This is a genomic window from Collimonas sp. OK307 (genome assembly GCF_900113705.1).
Lineage (GTDB): Bacteria > Pseudomonadota > Gammaproteobacteria > Burkholderiales > Burkholderiaceae_D > Collimonas.
Map to the genome: position 1 here is coordinate 240,422 of NZ_FOQI01000001.1, position 15,788 is coordinate 256,209.

15 protein-coding genes are annotated in these 15,788 nt (G+C 58.7%); 5 read left to right on the forward strand and 10 right to left on the reverse strand.

Going from position 1 to position 15,788, the window contains the following annotated elements; genetic code table 11:
* Window positions 1-3 precede the first annotated feature (3 nt).
* From BM205_RS01120 to BM205_RS01130, 3 genes are all read left to right on the forward strand, one after another.
* The gene (locus tag BM205_RS01120; protein ID WP_092411839.1) at window positions 4-708 is read left to right on the forward strand and encodes a glutaminyl-peptide cyclotransferase; all 705 of its coding nucleotides are present in this window, start codon (window positions 4-6) and stop codon (window positions 706-708) included.
* A gap of 81 nt (window positions 709-789) precedes the next feature.
* Window positions 790-1,584: a DUF899 domain-containing protein gene (locus BM205_RS01125; RefSeq protein WP_092411840.1), complete on the forward strand. Its 795-nt coding sequence runs from the start codon at window positions 790-792 to the stop codon at window positions 1,582-1,584.
* Window positions 1,585-1,615: 31 nt separating this feature from the next.
* A complete protein-coding gene (locus BM205_RS01130; RefSeq protein ID WP_092411841.1) occupies window positions 1,616-2,212 on the forward strand; it encodes a hypothetical protein in 597 nt (198 codons plus the stop codon).
* Here the strand turns inward: BM205_RS01130 and leuD are convergent.
* Genes leuD through BM205_RS01145 form a run of 3 tightly spaced genes read right to left on the reverse strand, consistent with a single transcriptional unit; the run spans window position 2,181 to window position 5,149 of the window.
* A complete protein-coding gene (gene leuD / locus BM205_RS01135; RefSeq protein WP_092412616.1) occupies window positions 2,181-2,807 on the reverse strand; it encodes a 3-isopropylmalate dehydratase small subunit in 627 nt (208 codons plus the stop codon). The two genes, BM205_RS01130 and leuD, sit on opposite strands and share 32 nt — an antisense overlap.
* 10 nt (window positions 2,808-2,817) lie before the next feature.
* Complete coding sequence (gene leuC, locus BM205_RS01140; RefSeq protein ID WP_092411842.1) at window positions 2,818-4,254, reverse strand: 3-isopropylmalate dehydratase large subunit; 1,437 nt, start codon at window positions 4,252-4,254, stop codon at window positions 2,818-2,820.
* A 16-nt stretch (window positions 4,255-4,270) separates the two neighbouring features.
* Window positions 4,271-5,149, reverse strand: a complete 879-nt coding sequence (locus BM205_RS01145; protein WP_092411843.1) for an alpha/beta fold hydrolase — start codon at window positions 5,147-5,149, stop codon at window positions 4,271-4,273.
* A gap of 98 nt (window positions 5,150-5,247) precedes the next feature.
* Here BM205_RS01145 and BM205_RS01150 point away from each other — a divergent pair, with 98 nt between their 5' ends.
* Window positions 5,248-6,171, forward strand: a complete 924-nt coding sequence (locus BM205_RS01150) for a LysR substrate-binding domain-containing protein (RefSeq protein WP_092411844.1) — start codon at window positions 5,248-5,250, stop codon at window positions 6,169-6,171.
* Between the two features lie 3 nt (window positions 6,172-6,174).
* Here BM205_RS01150 and BM205_RS01155 read toward each other — a convergent pair whose 3' ends face one another.
* Window positions 6,175-7,032 (reverse strand): pirin family protein, encoded by an 858-nt coding sequence (locus tag BM205_RS01155; RefSeq protein WP_254783678.1) that lies wholly within the window; start codon window positions 7,030-7,032, stop codon window positions 6,175-6,177.
* Window positions 7,033-7,277: 245 nt separating this feature from the next.
* Here BM205_RS01155 and BM205_RS01160 point away from each other — a divergent pair, with 245 nt between their 5' ends.
* Complete coding sequence (locus BM205_RS01160; protein WP_092411845.1) at window positions 7,278-8,204, forward strand: LysR substrate-binding domain-containing protein; 927 nt, start codon at window positions 7,278-7,280, stop codon at window positions 8,202-8,204.
* Window positions 8,205-8,216: 12 nt separating this feature from the next.
* On the opposite strand, the gene BM205_RS01165 is transcribed toward BM205_RS01160, so the two are convergent.
* From BM205_RS01165 to BM205_RS01190, 6 genes are all read right to left on the reverse strand, one after another.
* Window positions 8,217-9,728, reverse strand: a complete 1,512-nt coding sequence (locus BM205_RS01165) for an efflux transporter outer membrane subunit (RefSeq protein ID WP_092411846.1) — start codon at window positions 9,726-9,728, stop codon at window positions 8,217-8,219.
* A gap of 10 nt (window positions 9,729-9,738) precedes the next feature.
* Window positions 9,739-10,908 carry an ABC transporter permease gene (locus BM205_RS01170; RefSeq protein ID WP_092411847.1) on the reverse strand — a complete coding sequence of 390 codons (1,170 nt, stop codon included), beginning with the start codon at window positions 10,906-10,908 and terminating at the stop codon, window positions 9,739-9,741.
* Window positions 10,905-11,894 (reverse strand): ABC transporter ATP-binding protein, encoded by a 990-nt coding sequence (locus BM205_RS01175; RefSeq protein WP_092411848.1) that lies wholly within the window; start codon window positions 11,892-11,894, stop codon window positions 10,905-10,907. Before BM205_RS01175 ends, BM205_RS01170 begins: the two co-directional genes overlap by 4 nt.
* On the reverse strand, window positions 11,891-12,871 hold the full coding sequence (locus BM205_RS01180) for an HlyD family secretion protein (RefSeq protein ID WP_092412620.1): 981 nt from the start codon (window positions 12,869-12,871) through the stop codon (window positions 11,891-11,893). Before BM205_RS01180 ends, BM205_RS01175 begins: the two co-directional genes overlap by 4 nt.
* Window positions 12,872-12,892: 21 nt before the next feature.
* Complete coding sequence (locus tag BM205_RS01185) at window positions 12,893-13,567, reverse strand: TetR/AcrR family transcriptional regulator (protein ID WP_092411849.1); 675 nt, start codon at window positions 13,565-13,567, stop codon at window positions 12,893-12,895.
* A 175-nt stretch (window positions 13,568-13,742) separates the two neighbouring features.
* Window positions 13,743-15,671, reverse strand: a complete 1,929-nt coding sequence (locus BM205_RS01190) for an SPFH domain-containing protein (RefSeq protein WP_092411850.1) — start codon at window positions 15,669-15,671, stop codon at window positions 13,743-13,745.
* Between the last annotated feature and the right edge of the window lie 117 nt (window positions 15,672-15,788).

Genomic DNA, 15,788 nt, shown 5'->3' on the forward strand with positions numbered 1-15,788 from the left:
GCAATGACCAGCAAGACCAGTAACGCTAGCAACCCCGGCAACACTCGCAAAGACAAACCCCAGGCAACAACTCGCACAGCCGAGATCGTGCGCGAATATGGCCCCTTCCCGGGCGTCGATAGTGTGGCAGGCGTGACGCACGATGGCCAGCGCGTCTGGACCGCCACCGGGGCCAGGCTGATCGCCTTTGATCCCGGCAGCGGCGAACCCACGCGCACGCTCGAGTGCCCCTGCGACGCCGGCACCGCCTTCGACGGTACCTACCTTTACCAGATCGCCGAGAAGCGCATCGACAAGATCGACCCCGCCAACGGCAACGTGCTGGCATCCATCCCAGCGCCCGGCCACGGTAACGACTCGGGGCTCACCTGGGCCGAGGGCAGTTTGTGGGTGGGCCAGCACCGCGACCGCAAGATCCACCAGATCGATCCGGCTACCGGGGCAATCATCCGTACCATCGAGTCCAACCGCTTCGTCACCGGCGTGACCTGGGTCGACGGCGAGCTGTGGCACGGAACATGGGAAGGCGACGAGAGCGAAATCCGCCGCATCGATCCGGAGAACGGTGCTGTGCTCGATCGACTGGAGATGCCGCCCGGCACATTCGTCAGCGGACTCGAGTCCGATGGCGCGGATCTTTTTTACTGTGGCGGCGGCGGGAGCGGAAAGGTCCGCGCCGTACGACGCCCGAAAACGGTCAGATCCTGATCGCATACCGCCTGGCCACCAGCGCCGTCGGCCAGGCACATTGAAAAATCCAGAACGGCTCTTCGAGCCAAGGAGAACATCATGAATACCACCATTGCCGAAACACGTCCGTTGCCCTTGAACCACCCCGTCGTCTCCAGCGATCGCTGGCTGAGCGCGCGCAAGGCCCTGCTGGCGCGCGAAAAGGAACTGACACACCTGCATGACCAGATTGCCCGCGAGCGCCGCGAACTGCCGTGGGAACGCGTCGAGAAGAACTACGTTTTCGACACCTCCGAAGGCCGGCGCACACTCTCCGAGCTGTTCGATGGCCGCCGCCAGCTGCTGGTGCAGCATTTCATGTTCGGCCCGGGCTGGGAACAAGGTTGCCCGAGCTGCTCGTTCATGGCTGATCATACCGACGGCATGAACGTACACCTGGCGCATCGGGACATCACGCTGGTGGCCATTTCGCGTGCGCCGCTGGCCGATATCGAGCGCTTTCGCCAGCGCATGGGATGGCAGTTCAGGTGGGCCTCCTCGAATGGCAGCGATTTCAACCACGACTTTGATGTCAGCTTCACGCCGGAAGACATGGCTAAGGGCGAGATTTATTACAACTACGGCATGCAGTCCTTCCCGGCCGAGGAGGCGCCCGGCATCAGCGTGTTCTACAAGGACGACGCAGGCGATATTTTCCACACCTATTCGACCTACGGCCGTGGCGTGGAAGTCATGATCGGCGCGTACGCCATGATGGACCTCACCCCCAAGGGCCGCGACGAGAACGACGTGCCCCACAAAATGGAATGGGTACGCCATCACGACCGCTACGAGTCAGGGGCGACCGCGAAGCCGGCATCCACAGCCGGCTCATGTTGCGATGCGCACGTCTGAAACGCGAGCTGCCTGAACACGTGAGCACATCATGCTGAGCTTTTGGCCATGGCTGGCGGTGGCAGGGATCGGCGCCCTTCACGGGCTCAATCCCGCCACCGGCTGGATGTTTGCCGCCGCCTGGGGCGTACGGTCGCGCGACCGGTCACAGGCGTTGCGGGCCCTGGTGCCGATCGGGGTCGGGCACGCCGCATCGGTCGCGCTCGTAGCGGCCGCAGTGGCGCTTGGCCTGGCGATGGATCGCATCGTATTTCAGGTCTTGGCGGGCATGCTGCTTGTCGTCGTGGTGGTGTGTCACCTGTCGGGGCGCAAAGACAAACGGTCCCGCACGCCGGCCGGTCACGCCGGCCATGCCGGGCTGGCGCTCTGGTCTTTCATGATGGCCACCGGACACGGCGCCGGATTGATGTTGGTGCCGGCGCTCGTCCCGCTTTGCATGGGAGACTCGCCAGCCCGAGAGATCACGGCATCCGGCTCGATGATACTGGCGCTCGCCGCCGTCGGCGTCCACACGGCGGCGATGCTTGCCGTCACCGGTCTGATCGCCTCGGGGGCTTGCCGCGGCTTCGACGGTGGTGCCCGCTTGCTTCAAATCCTCAGGCGGAAGCCACCTGCAGTGCCTCGTTGAGCAACACTCGGCTCCAAGGACAATCCGCATAGTGCTTTTGTTCGAACACTTCAATCTGCGGCAGCAACTGCATCGTCGCTCCCACCATATCGAGGCCCTCCACGATCATCTTCTTATGTCGCGCCGCAAGCGAAAAACCGAATACATGGGAGACACAGCGTATCTCCATCTTTACCAGATCGACATCCAAGTGTTTGTCGATTACCAGGTCTTGCAGTAACAGTGCGATCTTTTCTTGTTCCAGCACGATCAATAACAAGCGATTGTTCAAGGCATTGCTGAAGAATATTTCACCGAAGCTGGGTGCAATAACCGCCTCGATACCTAATTGCTGCAATCCCCACACCGCGTGTTCCCGACTGGATCCACATCCGAAATTAGGACCGCCGATGAGAATGTTTGCGTTCTTGTATTCAGCACGATTCAGTACGAAACCAGGTTTGGGCCGACCATCAGGATCAAACCGCAAGTCGAATAGCACGCCTTTATCCAACCCTTGCTTGGTGATGATTCTCAGGAATTGCTTGGGCATGATCTGATCGGTATCCAGGTTGTCGATCAGCAGCGGCGCTGCGATGCCGTTTATGTGTGTCATGTGAGTCTTGTCATGCATGCGGATTCTCCAGTGCGCGGCTATCGCTGATGCATCCGCTTATCGCGGCTGCCGCGGCCATGGCGGGACTCATCAAATGGGTGCGCCCGCCCCGGCCCTGACGGCCTTCGAAATTGCGGTTAGTGGTTGAAGCACAGCGTTCACCCGGGGCCAGGACATCATCGTTCATCGCCAGGCACATGGAACATCCAGGCTGGCGCCATTCAAAACCGGCATCGATGAAAATTTTCGCCAAACCCTCCTGTTCGGCCTGCCGCCGCACCTCGCCCGAGCCGGGAACTACCATCGCCCTGACCGTTGGCGCGACATGACGGCCATTGATCATCGACGCCGCGATACGCAGATCCTCGATGCGGCCATTGGTACACGACCCTATGAAAACCCGGTCAATCGGCAAGCCAAGCAACGCCTCTCCGGCGGTCAGCCCCATATATTGCAAGGCTTGCGAAATAGTGGCGCTGGCATGCTCATCGGCTGCCGATGCAGGATCAGGAGTCATTGCAGTGACTGCCATCGCCTGATCGGGGCTGGTGCCCCAAGTCACGAACGGAGCGACTTCCGCGGCAGAGAACACATGCTCGACATCAAAGACTGCATCCGCGTCGGAATAGAGTTCAATCCAATCCACGAGCGCTTGCTTGAATTCGTCCGGATCCAGATTGCCGGCTCGCTGCCTGATATAGTCGAAAGTGGTTTGATCAGGCTGGATCAAGGCCGCCCTGGCTCCCGCCTCTACCGCCATATTGCATAAAGTCATCCGCGCCTCGGCCGACAACGCTGCAATCGTCGAACCCGAAAATTCCACCGCATAGCCGCGCGCTCCCTGGGCGCCTATGCGGGCGATGATCAGCAAGATCAGATCCTTGACCGAGGTACCTGCGGGAAGTACACCGTCGACCTTGATATGCATGTCTTGCGCCAGCCGGTAAACCAGGGTTTGCGTCGCCAGGATATGCTCCACCTCTGAGGTGCCGACACCGAATCCCAACGCGCCCAGTGCGCCATACGTCGTGGTGTGGCTGTCGCCGCACAACACCACCATGCCCGGTCGGATCCAGCCATGTTCGGGCGCAATGATGTGTTCGATACCTTGCTGTTCGTGGTTGGTATCGAACAGTTTGATACCGAAATCGCTGCAATTGCGCTTCAGGTTGCTCGCCTGTAGCGCCGACGGCGGATCGATAATCACACGGCTGGCGACGCTGACCGGATGGGTCGGGATGATGTGCGAGACTACCGCCAGCTGCTGCCGCGGCCGCAAGACTTTACGATTCTTCTCGCGCAGGGCGCTGAACGCTTGCGGGCTGGTGTATTCGTTCATGATATGCAGGTCGACGTACAACAGCACGTGCTGCTCATCGAGCCGGGTGACGGTGTGCGAATCCACCAGTTTCCTGTAAAGCGTACGCTGCGAGACATTACTATCCATGGTGTGCCTCGCCCGCTCAGACTGTGAAAAATGGAACAACTTCAGCCAGCAAGGCATCCGGCGCTTCCTCGGGGATGTAGTGGCCGCAGGCCAGCGCCTTGCCGCTTAGCTTACTGGCCAGATGCTGCCATTCTTGCAATGGCTTAAAACATTTCTCGATGACGCCCTGCGCGCCCCACAACACCAGCGTCTCACACTGGATCTTGTGGCCAGTTGCCAGATCCTGGCGTTCATGTTCCAGATCGATGCCAGCGCTGGCGCGATAGTCCTCGCAGATGCCGTGGATGGTGGCCGGATCGCTGAGGCAACGCAGATACTCAGCGTACGCTTGCGGCGTGAACGGCGCCAGCCCGGCGCTGCGGCCGCCAATCGTATGTTTCAGGTATTCCTCGGGATGGGAGCCGATCAACAGTTCGGGAAAAGGCGCCGGCCGGATCAGGAAGAACCAATGAAAATAGGCGGTGGCGAATGTCATGTCGGTCTGTTCGTACATCGCCAGCGTCGGTGCGATATCCAGCAATACCAGCTTGCTGACGGCATGCGGATGGTCGAGCGCCATGCGATACGCGACCCGGCCTCCGCGGTCATGCCCCATCAGCAGGAATTGCGGAAAACCTAATTGCGCCATCAGGTCGATCTGATCCTGGCCCATGCTGCGTTTGGAATAATTACTATGGTCCGGCAGTCCCGCCGGTTTGCCGCTGTCGCCATAACCGCGCAAATCGGCCGCAACCACAGTGAACCGGCTGGCCAGCTGCTGCGCCACCTTGTGCCATATCACATGCGTTTGCGGATGCCCGTGCAGCAACAACAGTGCCGGGCCACTGCCGCCGCGGATGTAGTTGACCTGTGTGCCGTTGACGTCGGCCATGCCGTGTTCGAATCCAGAAAACATTTGTCGCCCTCTCGCATTTTTGCTTACAGCGATTGTATAACCAGCTCCAGGATTTATAATTCATTAGAATTAACTCTATTATTTCTTTAAAGTTAAGAATGAATACAATCTCGGATCTCGCTTTTTTTGCCATCCTGGTCAAAGCCGGCAGCCTCGCGGCGCTGGCCCGTGAGCTCGGCGTCACGCCGCCGGCGGTTACCAAGAGACTGGCGAATATAGAACAGCGATTGGGCGTGCGTTTGATGAATCGGACTACCCGAAGCATGAGCGTCACTCATGAGGGAGAGATTTACCTGGCCGATGGCACACGTATCCTGGCCGAAATCGAAGCGCTGGAACGTACCGTCAGCAACAGCAGGGCCATACCGAAAGGACTGTTGCGCATCAACGCCAGTTTCGGTTTCGGCCGCAAGCATATCGGCCCGGCTGTCTCGGCATTCAGCAAGCGCTATCCGGAAGTGGAGGTCCAGTTGCAGCTTTCCGACCGCCCCTTGAACCTCGCCGATCAGGCCTTCGACATCGGCATTCGCATTGGTGAAATGCCCGATGCCCGCATCATTGCGCGTAAGATCGCCTCTAACCGACGGCTATTGTGCGCAGCGCCAGCCTATTTGATTCAACATGCGGCTCCGCCATCACCGCGCGACCTGCAAAAACGCGCTTGCATCGTGCTGCGGGAAAACGATGCCGCCTACGGCAGCTGGCATTTAAGCAAGGGCAAACGCCACGAGACCATCAAGGTGCGTGGCACGCTTAGCACTAACGATGGCGAGACTGCGCTGGAATGGGCGCTTGCGGGACACGGCATATTGATGCGCTCGGAGTGGGATGTGGCGCCGTATATCCGCTCGGGACGGCTGCGCCTAGTGCTGGACGACTGGATGCTGCCGTCGTCCGATATTTTTGCGGTCTATCCCGAGCGTCTGAACCTTTCGGCCAAGGTCACCGCCTTTGTCGATTTCCTTGCGCAACGCTTCAATTCGCATCTGGCCCAATCTAGAGATTCGGAGAACTCCTGGTGATCATCAGGAAGGCAATTCCAGCCGCCCGAACTCGCCACGCTGATATGCCTGGAGACGATCATTCATTTGCTCCCGCGTATTCATCACAAACGGGCCATGCTTGACCAACGGCTCGTTGAGAGCCGGTCCGGAAAGGATGACAAAATGTGCAGAACCGGCTGCCGCCAGCCTGAGCGTTGTCGCTCCGCCGACGCCTACCGCGCTCGCCTCCAGCAACACATGCCGCGTGGCATCGCTACCCGCGCTCAGAGTTAACCGGCCTTGCACGGCGTAGACCATGGCGTTCCAACCGGCCGGCACGACATGCTCAAAGACCGCGCCTGTTTCCAGAAAACCATCCAGCAACGTGAACGGTTCCGGCAGGACCGCCGGCGAAACCACTCCCTGAGACTCACCTGTCACCACCCTGACCCGTACGCCATTACCGCGGAATTCAGGTATGTCGGCGCTATCTACGTGCACCGCGTGCGGGTCGATAAGCTTCTTGGCGGCAGGCAGATTGACGAAAATCTGCAAGGCATGCACATGCGGATTCTCGCCTTCCGGCTGCTCGGTATGTACCGCCCCGCGGCCGGCAATAAACCAGTGCAGGTCGCCCGGATGGATCGGTCCCTGGTTGCCGAGCGAATCGTAATTCACGTGCGGGCTGGTGGAGTCTTCAAACATATAGGTCACCGCCGATATGCCCGCATGCGGATGCGGATCGAAGGTTGGCGCGGTCATGTGGAAATGATCGACCATGATCACCGGGTCCACCAGGCCACGGAAAGCGTTTTCCGCAAAGTGTTTCGCATTGAAACCATGGCCGATTTTCATATCATGGCCAGCAACGATTTCTGAGATGTGCAGTGTGTCGTTCATGTTATGTCCTTTCTAAAATGCCCCGTTGGCTTGACGCGGCGATCGTGCCGGTGCGGAAAAATTTGCGATGGTTCATGTGAATCCCCTGTAGGGTTGACGCGATTTTGGTCGTCTTTCGGGGTGTTTCCTGACTGGGATGGATTATGACATTGCAACGATGGTAGAAAAAGGCGCAAAATAACAACTTATCGTTTCGCACATAGAACGATAAGCTTAAGCAACGACGCAATCGGCGAGATCTCCCTATGAATCCTCTATCTATCGACCTGAACGACCTCTACCTGTTTGTCCAGGTAGTGGAACGACACGGCTTTACAGCAGCAGGAGACGCTCTCGGCATCCCGAAATCGCGTATCTCGCGCCGCATCACGCAATTGGAAGCAAGGCTAGGTTCGCGGCTGCTGCAGCGCACTTCCCGCCGTATGAGCCTGACCGACGCCGGCCAGGAGCTCTATCGGCATTGCGTGACGATGGTGGCGGAAGCGCATGCCGGCGAAGATGCCGTACGCAAGCGCCTGGACCAGCCAACCGGCGTGGTGCGGGTCAGCCTCCCGGTAGCCATCGCCGACATTGTGCTGGCGCAGTTGCTGCCGCGCTTCATGCAGATCTATCCGAAGGTGCGGTTGATGATCCAGGCGAGCAATCGCAGCGTCGATCTGATTGAAGAGAATATCGATGTGGTGGTACGTGGTCTCGGCGTCGGACAGGAATCTTCGAGCCTGATCCAGGCCAACCTCTGTTCGGTACGCTGGGCGCTGGTGGTGAGCCCGTCTTACCTGGCGCAGGCCGGCCCGATCGACAATCTGGAAAGCCTCGCCAAGGCAGACACCCTGCTTTACGGATCGATCAACGAAGCCGAAGCCGCATGGCGCCTGCTGGGACAGGATGATGCACGCCAGCATATACCGGTCGGCAAGCTCAGATTGCAAACCGATAACTTAGCCATGCTTAAGGAAGCAACCCTGGCCGGCATGGGCGTGGCCGGGTTGCCGTTGTATGCCTGCACTGCCGAACTGGCAGCGGGCACACTGAAAGTGGTGCTGCCGGAATGGCGGCCGAGGGCCGGCCACCTGGTGGTGCTGTTTCCGTCACGCCGCGGCCTGGCGCTGGCGGTTCGGGCGTTTGTGGATTTTCTGAAATCGGAATTGCCCGGCTTGCTTGAGTTCAAATGATCGCATGCGCCATCATTTGCAGTCTTGAATGCAATCGCCCCCCGCATCTGACGCATTCCACCAGCCGCCGCCTAATGCCTGCAACAATGCAGCCGTGTCGGTAAATCGCGCCGCTTGCGCAACCGTCCGGTCCAGATCGGTTTGCATCCGCTGCCGCTGAGCATCCAGCAAACTGAGATGGCTGACACCGCCGGCCTGATACTGGCGCTGTGTGATCGTCAAGCTGTCCGCCGCGTTCTCGGCTGCCTGCGTTCTTGCCTGCAAAGCCCGGGCGTCGTTCTCCAGGGCCCGCAAGGAATCCGCTACCTGCTGCAACGCCTGCAATACTGTCTGCTGATAACCTGCTGCGGCGGCATCGTAGGCGGCAATCGCCGAACGCTTTTTAGCGCGCAGTTCGCCGCCATGGAACAACGGCTGCATCAATTTGATGCCGATGCTCCAGACATTCAGGCTATTGGCAATCTCGGAAATACGTGTCTGCTCCGCCCCCACGCTGCCGGATATGGTGAGTTGCGGATAGAGATTGGCCATGGCCACCCCGACCTGTGCGCTGGCCTGATGCAGCGTCGCCTCTGCGGCCCGGATGTCGGGACGCTGGCGCGCCAGTGCTGAGGGCAGGCTCAGCGGCAAGGTAGCCGGCAGCGTTAGCGTATTCAAATCCAGCGGCTGCACATCGACCTGGGCCGGCGCTTTACCCAGGTAAACCGCCAGTTGATGGCTGACTTGCGCCAGTTGCTGCCTGAGGGCCGGCAACGCGGCCTCGCTCTGCGCTACCAGCGTGTGCTGGTTTTTCAGATCCCGCCGGGCGATGCCGCCGGCGGCAAAGCGCTGCTCCATGATGTCGAGCTGCTGGTGCTGCAACTGCAGCATTTGCTCGCTGCTGACAATCTGGGTGCGCAGCGACGCTTGCCTGATGGCTGCGGTCACAACATTGGCTGCAAGCGTCAACCGCATCGCTTGCAATTCATCAGCCTGATTCTGCACTTGCGCCTGTAAACCTTCCAGCATGCGGGTATTGGCGCCGAATGCGTCTACGGTATAAGACACATCGACCGCAGCGTTGTACAGCGTAAACGGTCCGGCCTGCGGCACATTCGGAATGCCGAGAGCCGCTGTATCGATCTGCTGGCGCTTGCTCCCCAGCTGCAGGTCGATTTGCGGATAACGAGTGGCGCCGGTCTGCCCGCTCAGGGTTTCGCTGGCCTGGCGCAAGGTGGCTTTAGCCTGCGCCATCAAAGGACTGTTGGCTAGAGCTTCACGTACAAGTGCATCCAGCTGCGGCGAATGAAACAGCGCCCACCATTGCGCCGGGATATCCATCGCCGGATCAAACCGCTGGGCGACGCCGCCGGCGCCGGCACTTGCTACGGTCGCCGTGACCGGAGTACCCGATGTGTACTGCTGCACGGCAGGCGCTGCAGGCGTTTTGAAATCCGGACCGACAGCACAGGCGCTCAGCAAGCCAGCGATAACCGGCAACAACCAAAGCGGCGTCATGTGCACGTGAATCAAATGGGCTCTCATCACAATGTCCTCAATCCAGCGTACGGCGATAAAAGCGTAGTGCGATTCCCATAACGATGACCGTGAACAGCATCAGCGGCCAGACATTGGGCCACAGATCGACCCAACCATTTCCTTTAAGCAGAATGCCGCGTATCAGACGGTTGAAATAAGTCAGCGGCAGCAGATTACCTATGAATTGCGCCCATTTCGGCATGCCTTGGAATGGAAACATGAAACCAGACAACAGGATGTTGGGCAGGAAATAAAACATCGTCAGCTGCATTGCCTGCAGCTGATTCTGCGCGATAGATGACAGCGTAATGCCGACTGTCAGGCTGGCCGCAATGAACAGCAGCGCTGCCAGATAGATGGCAACCACGCTGCCGGCGAACGGCACATGAAACATGAACCGCGCCCCCAGCAGGATGATGCTGGCCTGGATCAGGCCGATGGCGATGTACGGCATGATCTTGCCGGTCATGACTTCGATCGGCGATACCGGTGTCGCCAGCAGGTTTTCCATGGTGCCGCGCTCGCGTTCGCGGGTCATCGACAAACCGGTCATCATTACCATCGTCATTGACAGGATGACACCCATCAGGCCTGGTACGACGTTGTACTGAGTGACGCCTTCGGGGTTGTACAAGCGCTGGACCTGTACATCGAAAGCGGGCTTGCCGCCATTGAATTTAGCCAGCGGGCCTTGCAGATCCTTATCGGCCACCGATTGCACCAGTTGCGGCAAGGCCGCCAACGCCATGCCTGTGGCAGTAGGATCCGTGGCGTCGGCCTCCACCAGCAGCGCCGGCCGTTCGCCACGCAGCAGGTTGCGGGTGAAATCGGCAGGAATATTCAATACAAACAGCACTTTCCCCTGCGCCAGCGCGGTGCGGGCGGCGGCCTCATTCGGCAGCTCGGCGACGATATCGAAATAGTCGGACGCTTTCATGGCGGCGATGAAGGTGCGCGTGAACTCGCTGTGATCGGCGCTGATGACGGCGGTCGGCATGTGTTTCGGATCGCTGTTGATGGCAAAGCCGAACAGCAGCATCTGCATGATGGGAATCACCGTGATCATGCGCACCGTGACGCGATCCCGCATCAGTTGCAGGAATTCCTTGAGGACGATGCTCCACCAACGAGAGAAAGATAAACCCGATAAACCCGATAAACCCGATAAACCCGAAAACCTGCTCATGACTGGTCTCCGAAGTTGTCGGTCGAGCGGTTCATCATGTAGATGAAGACATCTTCCAGGCTGGTGTCGATCAACTCCATGCGCAAATCCTGTCCCTGGGTCATCTGGCGCAGGGTTTTCTCCAGCAGCGCGGCGTCTTTGCCGCATACATGCAGGGAAGTGCCGAACACTACCAGTTGATCTACCCCGGGTTGGTCATGCAGTTGCCCGGACAAGCCGACCAGCTGGTTATCGTGAATATCGCCGTTGCGGCTGTTGTAGATGGCCCAGGTGGTCAAGCCCTGTCCGGCCACCACTTCGGCAGCTGTGCCTTGCACCAGCAACTTGCCGTAGGCCAGATACGCCAGTTTGTGGCAACGTTCGGCCTCGTCCATGTAGTGGGTGCTGACCAGGACACTGATGCCCTCCGCCGCCAGCCGGTGCAGCTCTTCCCAGAAATCACGCCGGGCCGCCGGATCGACCCCGGCGGTAGGCTCATCCAGCAACAGCAGTTGCGGTTTATGCAGCATGCTGGCGGCCAGCGCCAGCCGTTGTTTCCAGCCGCCGGAAAGAGAGCCGGCCAGCTGCTTGGCACGGCTGCTCAGCCCGAGTTTTTCCAGGCTCTGATCGACCACTTCCTTGCGATTTTCCATTTCGTAGATGCGGGCCACAAAATCCAGGTTCTCGCGGATGCTGAGATCATCCCAATAAGAAAATTTCTGCGTCATGTAACCGACCCGCCGCTTGATCTGGTCGCTTTGCTTGATGATATCGAAGCCAAGGCAAGTGCCGTGGCCCGAATCAGGCGTCAGCAAGCCGCACATCATGCGGATCGAGGTAGTCTTGCCGCTGCCGTTAGGTCCGAGAAAGCCGAATATCTCGCCACGCCGCACCTGTAGCGAAAGATCCCTCACTACGTGCTTGTTGCCGAAATGCTTGTTGATGCGATCGACGTCCACCACCAGGTCGCCGTTGGCATTGTCCGCGCCGGTGCTGTCCGCTGTCATGGCAATCTCACTTCAACCGGTTGCCCCGGGTGCAGCTTGAGCGCGTCGGCCGGCGCCGGGCGCGCCTCGATCATGTAGACCAGTTTGGCGCGCGACTGATTGCTGTAAATGATAGGCGGGTTATATTCCGACTCGGTCGAGATATAGGAAATATGCGCCGCCACGTTAGCCTGGCAGCCGTCGCAACCGAGCGTCACGGCCTGGTTCAGCTTAAGCCGGCCGAGCGTGGTTTCCGGTACGAAGAAGCGGATTTTCACATTTTCCGGCGGCAGCATGCGCAGCACCGGATTGCCGGCAGCCACCCATTCGCCTTCGCGGTACATGGTATCGAATACCAGGCCGCCGCGGGTTGCCGTCACGGTCTTTTGGGCCAGTTTCCAGTCCGCCTGATCCAACACCGCCTGCGCCGCCGCAACCTGCGCCTGTTGCGCGCGGACCTGGGCGTCGCGGCCTGGCAGGCGATCTACCGTCAACTGGCTTTGCCACTGCTTAACCTGTGCCGCCGCAGTCTCGGCCGCGGCGCGTGAATCGTCGAGTTGCTGTTTAGCGATGCCGCCGGCCTGGAACTGAAGCTGATCGCGGCTAAGCTGGAGCGCGGCCTTGGTGGCAGTGGCCTGGGCTTGCACCAGCTGTGCCCGCGTAACCTCTTGCTCCTGCGGACGCCTGCCGCTCTGGATATCGGCCAGCTGTGCCTGGGCTGCGTTCAACTGGCGTTGCGCCTGGCGCTGGGCAGCGATTTCATCGCCCGACTCCAGCATGAACAATGGTCCGCCTGAAGCCACCTGCTGCCCGCGTTGGACCGACAGGTGATCGAGACGCCCGGGTTGCGACGAGGCGACGTATACATATTCGCCTTCCACGTAGCCCTGCCAGTCGTTGTCGTTATTCGGCGTACACCCTGTCAATGCCAGATAGCAAAGAGATGCAATCACAGGAATTGAAAATCGCTTTAAGCGCTTGCCAAGGCTATGCGACATGAACATGGGATTCGTCCTCGGTTATTCGTCGGTACGCTTAATCGCCGGCAGCGCCAACCCGTGCAGCAGCAGCGCCTTGATGTGTCGTTTCAAAACTTCCTTGTCAAGCAGCGCTGCCTTGTTCAAGGCTGGTAATAACGGCCTGTTCTTCAAGGTGCGCGCCATCGCCAGCGGCAACATGGTCAGGCCGAGCACCGAGATGAACACCAGGGTCGGCTCCAGCCCGGGATTGATCGTTCCCGCTTGCTGGCTGCGCCTGAAGTTCTCCGCGAACAAGGCAAGTTTGGCTAACGGTACCCGCTGTACCATGCGCTCTCGCAATTCGCCGCCGTCGCTCAGGACTTCGCGCACCCACAAGGCAGGCATCCACGGCATGGTTTCAGTGGTGGCAATCATGCGCTCGACGATATCCATGATCATTTGCTCGGGAGACTCACCGCCTGTGATCGGATCCCATATGCTATTGACGAACAGGCAGACCCGCTCGTCAACCACCGCCTCGATCAGCTGATCGCGGTTATTGAAGTAGTAATGCACCATGGCCGAAGTAACGCCAGCCTGGCGTGCAACCGCTGCCACGGTGGTCGCCGCGATTCCTTGCGACGAAAACAATAGCGTCGCGGTATCGAGCAATTTTTCGCGTGTGTCCTGGTGGGAAGCTACGGGACGTCCGCGGGTTGGCGTTGATCGGTCCATGCAATTGAGATTAATCAATGCATTAATTAATTACAAGGACGGATATCGGATATGTAATGCAGGGGCCCAAGACACACCTGATAAATCACATTATAAATATGATTTATCAGATTGATTTAAAACAATATTATCAAAATATGGCAGGTGGATTAGCGTCAAGCTAATCCGACAATAATCATGCGCGCGGCCCCTCATCGCGCTTCAGCGACTGCGCCAGCTCACCGGCTTTCAACGATCCCATCAGCGACAGCAAGGTATTGAATGCATTGGTGTCGCCACCCCCGCCCATCTGGATCTGTGGCACCAACGGCACCTTGGACGTCTCGAACGCTTCCGCCAGGCGCAGCATCACGGTTTGCATCAGTTGTTTATCGGCGCCCTCTCCTTGCAACGCTTCCGACTTGGCCTTGATCGCCGCAGCTTCGGCTTCACCCACCGACTTGATCGCCGATGCGCGGCCGGAGCCTTCCATTTCCTGCTTGAATTTCTCCGCATGCGCCAGCGCCTCGATTTCCTGGCGCTTCTTTTCGGCCGCTTTCACATTCGCAGAACCCTGGTTTTCCTTGATCGAGATATCCACCAGCGATCCGGTCAACTCCTTCTGCTTGGCGGCGCGCTGCTCTGCCTCGTTCAGCTCGCGCTCCTTGTCGGCGGCGATCTGCTTTTGTGCGAAAGTCTCGACCTGTTCCCGCGCAATCTGGCGATCACGCAGCTGGGCCATGATGTTTTCAATCTTGGTGTCGCCCGGTTGCGGCTTGGGCGTGCCGATCAGTACTTCCTGGAATTCCAGCGAGTAAGCCTGGAAGCGTTCCTTCATATCGGCCGATGCGTTGGTCTGTAACTCGCTACGCGACTGGATCAGCTCAATAAAGGTCTTGGTCTGCGAGACATTCTTGAAATACGAGGAAACCATGGGATCCAGCGTTTGCTCCACCAGTTGCGCCACATTGCCGAAACGCTGCACTACCATCGGCGCCTTGCGGTAATCGATATGCACCACCACCGACAGCGGCAATTGCGGCTCGAAGGCATCCTTGGTAATCAGGGTGATTTCGCGCAGGTTGTTGTCGAAACTGGAGCCGCTCTCGCCGGATTTCCACATCAGGACGAAGTTGGTGGTGGGAACCAGCTCGATTTTACCGGCATATGTGTTGAACGCATACTTACCCGGCATCAGCGGATCGCGCCATACACCGCGGCAACCGCTCTCGACCAGCTCGCCATGGCTGTATTCCTTGCCCGACAAATCGGAACCTTTGCGGCCGGTATAAGAAACAACTACCCCCACATAGCCCACCGGAATGATGGTTTTCTTGATCAGTTCGACTGTCGCGAACAGGCGGTTGATGTAATACGTTCCCTCCACCAGCACGCGTTCCTGACGGCCGCGCAAGCCGCTGGCGGCCAGGAATTTTTCCGGCTCCTGGAACGAGTTGTGGCTATCGCCGACGTCCGGCGCCAGTAATTCGTCCTTAGGCAAACCGGGGCCATCCTGGACCGTCACGATGGCAAGCTGGTCTGAATCATGTGTGCCGGCTACTTCTTTAAGCACTACCGGAGTAAAGCCGCTACGCTCGTCCAGCACACCGCGCATCTGCTCGTAATAAGCCTTCTCCTTGGCGTCCAGCGACAGTGAATAAGTAGCTTCTTCCGTCATCACTACAAACAGGGCCGGATTGATGATGTGCGTGCCTTCACGCAAAATTTTGCGTTGCGGGCCTTTCTGGCCGTCGCCTTCAAGGAAAGACCGCACGTCGCGGAAATCTTCCACCTTGGCGTTGTCTGCCAAGGTCTGCCCGGCAGGCAGGTCGATACCGTCGCGCGCAAAAACATAGCCGATCTTGCCCTGCGTGACAGAAACCATGGGATGGATATGTACGCGAAACTGGAAAGGCGCAAAGAAATGAAAGCCGCCGCGCCGCAAGTCGGGCTGCAGACCTGCCTCGCCATGCAAGGCCAGCAAGCCAGCCTTCACCGATCCGCTGGAGCTCCACAATTTCTCGACGACGCCGATCCTGTCATTTGGAATGTATCGGATGATTCCCGATACGGAGAAAAATACCGCAAGCAAGATCGCAACTGTAACCAGAATAATTAGCGCCATGGGAAACCATCCCAAGCTTGATAATAGATTAGACATATCGTTTCTTTCTTATTTTTGAACGACTATTTTCCCTGCCGGCGAGCATCCGCCAGCCATCGTGCTATGGGGAGAGTGACA

Coding starts and splice junctions, on each gene's coding strand:
- BM205_RS01145 (WP_092411843.1), bottom strand. CDS start 5,149: ATGTTTTCTGGATTCGAACACGGCATGGCCGACGTCAACGGCACACAG.
- BM205_RS01150 (WP_092411844.1), top strand. CDS start 5,248: ATGAATACAATCTCGGATCTCGCTTTTTTTGCCATCCTGGTCAAAGCC.
- BM205_RS01175 (WP_092411848.1), bottom strand. CDS start 11,894: ATGACAGCGGACAGCACCGGCGCGGACAATGCCAACGGCGACCTGGTG.
- BM205_RS01130 (WP_092411841.1), top strand. CDS start 1,616: ATGCTGAGCTTTTGGCCATGGCTGGCGGTGGCAGGGATCGGCGCCCTT.
- BM205_RS01120 (WP_092411839.1), top strand. CDS start 4: ATGACCAGCAAGACCAGTAACGCTAGCAACCCCGGCAACACTCGCAAA.
- BM205_RS01155 (WP_254783678.1), bottom strand. CDS start 7,032: ATGAACGACACACTGCACATCTCAGAAATCGTTGCTGGCCATGATATG.
- BM205_RS01185 (WP_092411849.1), bottom strand. CDS start 13,567: ATGGACCGATCAACGCCAACCCGCGGACGTCCCGTAGCTTCCCACCAG.
- BM205_RS01170 (WP_092411847.1), bottom strand. CDS start 10,908: ATGAGCAGGTTTTCGGGTTTATCGGGTTTATCGGGTTTATCGGGTTTA.
- BM205_RS01165 (WP_092411846.1), bottom strand. CDS start 9,728: ATGAGAGCCCATTTGATTCACGTGCACATGACGCCGCTTTGGTTGTTG.
- BM205_RS01190 (WP_092411850.1), bottom strand. CDS start 15,671: ATGGCGCTAATTATTCTGGTTACAGTTGCGATCTTGCTTGCGGTATTT.
- leuD (WP_092412616.1), bottom strand. CDS start 2,807: ATGACACACATAAACGGCATCGCAGCGCCGCTGCTGATCGACAACCTG.
- BM205_RS01160 (WP_092411845.1), top strand. CDS start 7,278: ATGAATCCTCTATCTATCGACCTGAACGACCTCTACCTGTTTGTCCAG.
- leuC (WP_092411842.1), bottom strand. CDS start 4,254: ATGGATAGTAATGTCTCGCAGCGTACGCTTTACAGGAAACTGGTGGAT.
- BM205_RS01180 (WP_092412620.1), bottom strand. CDS start 12,871: ATGTCGCATAGCCTTGGCAAGCGCTTAAAGCGATTTTCAATTCCTGTG.
- BM205_RS01125 (WP_092411840.1), top strand. CDS start 790: ATGAATACCACCATTGCCGAAACACGTCCGTTGCCCTTGAACCACCCC.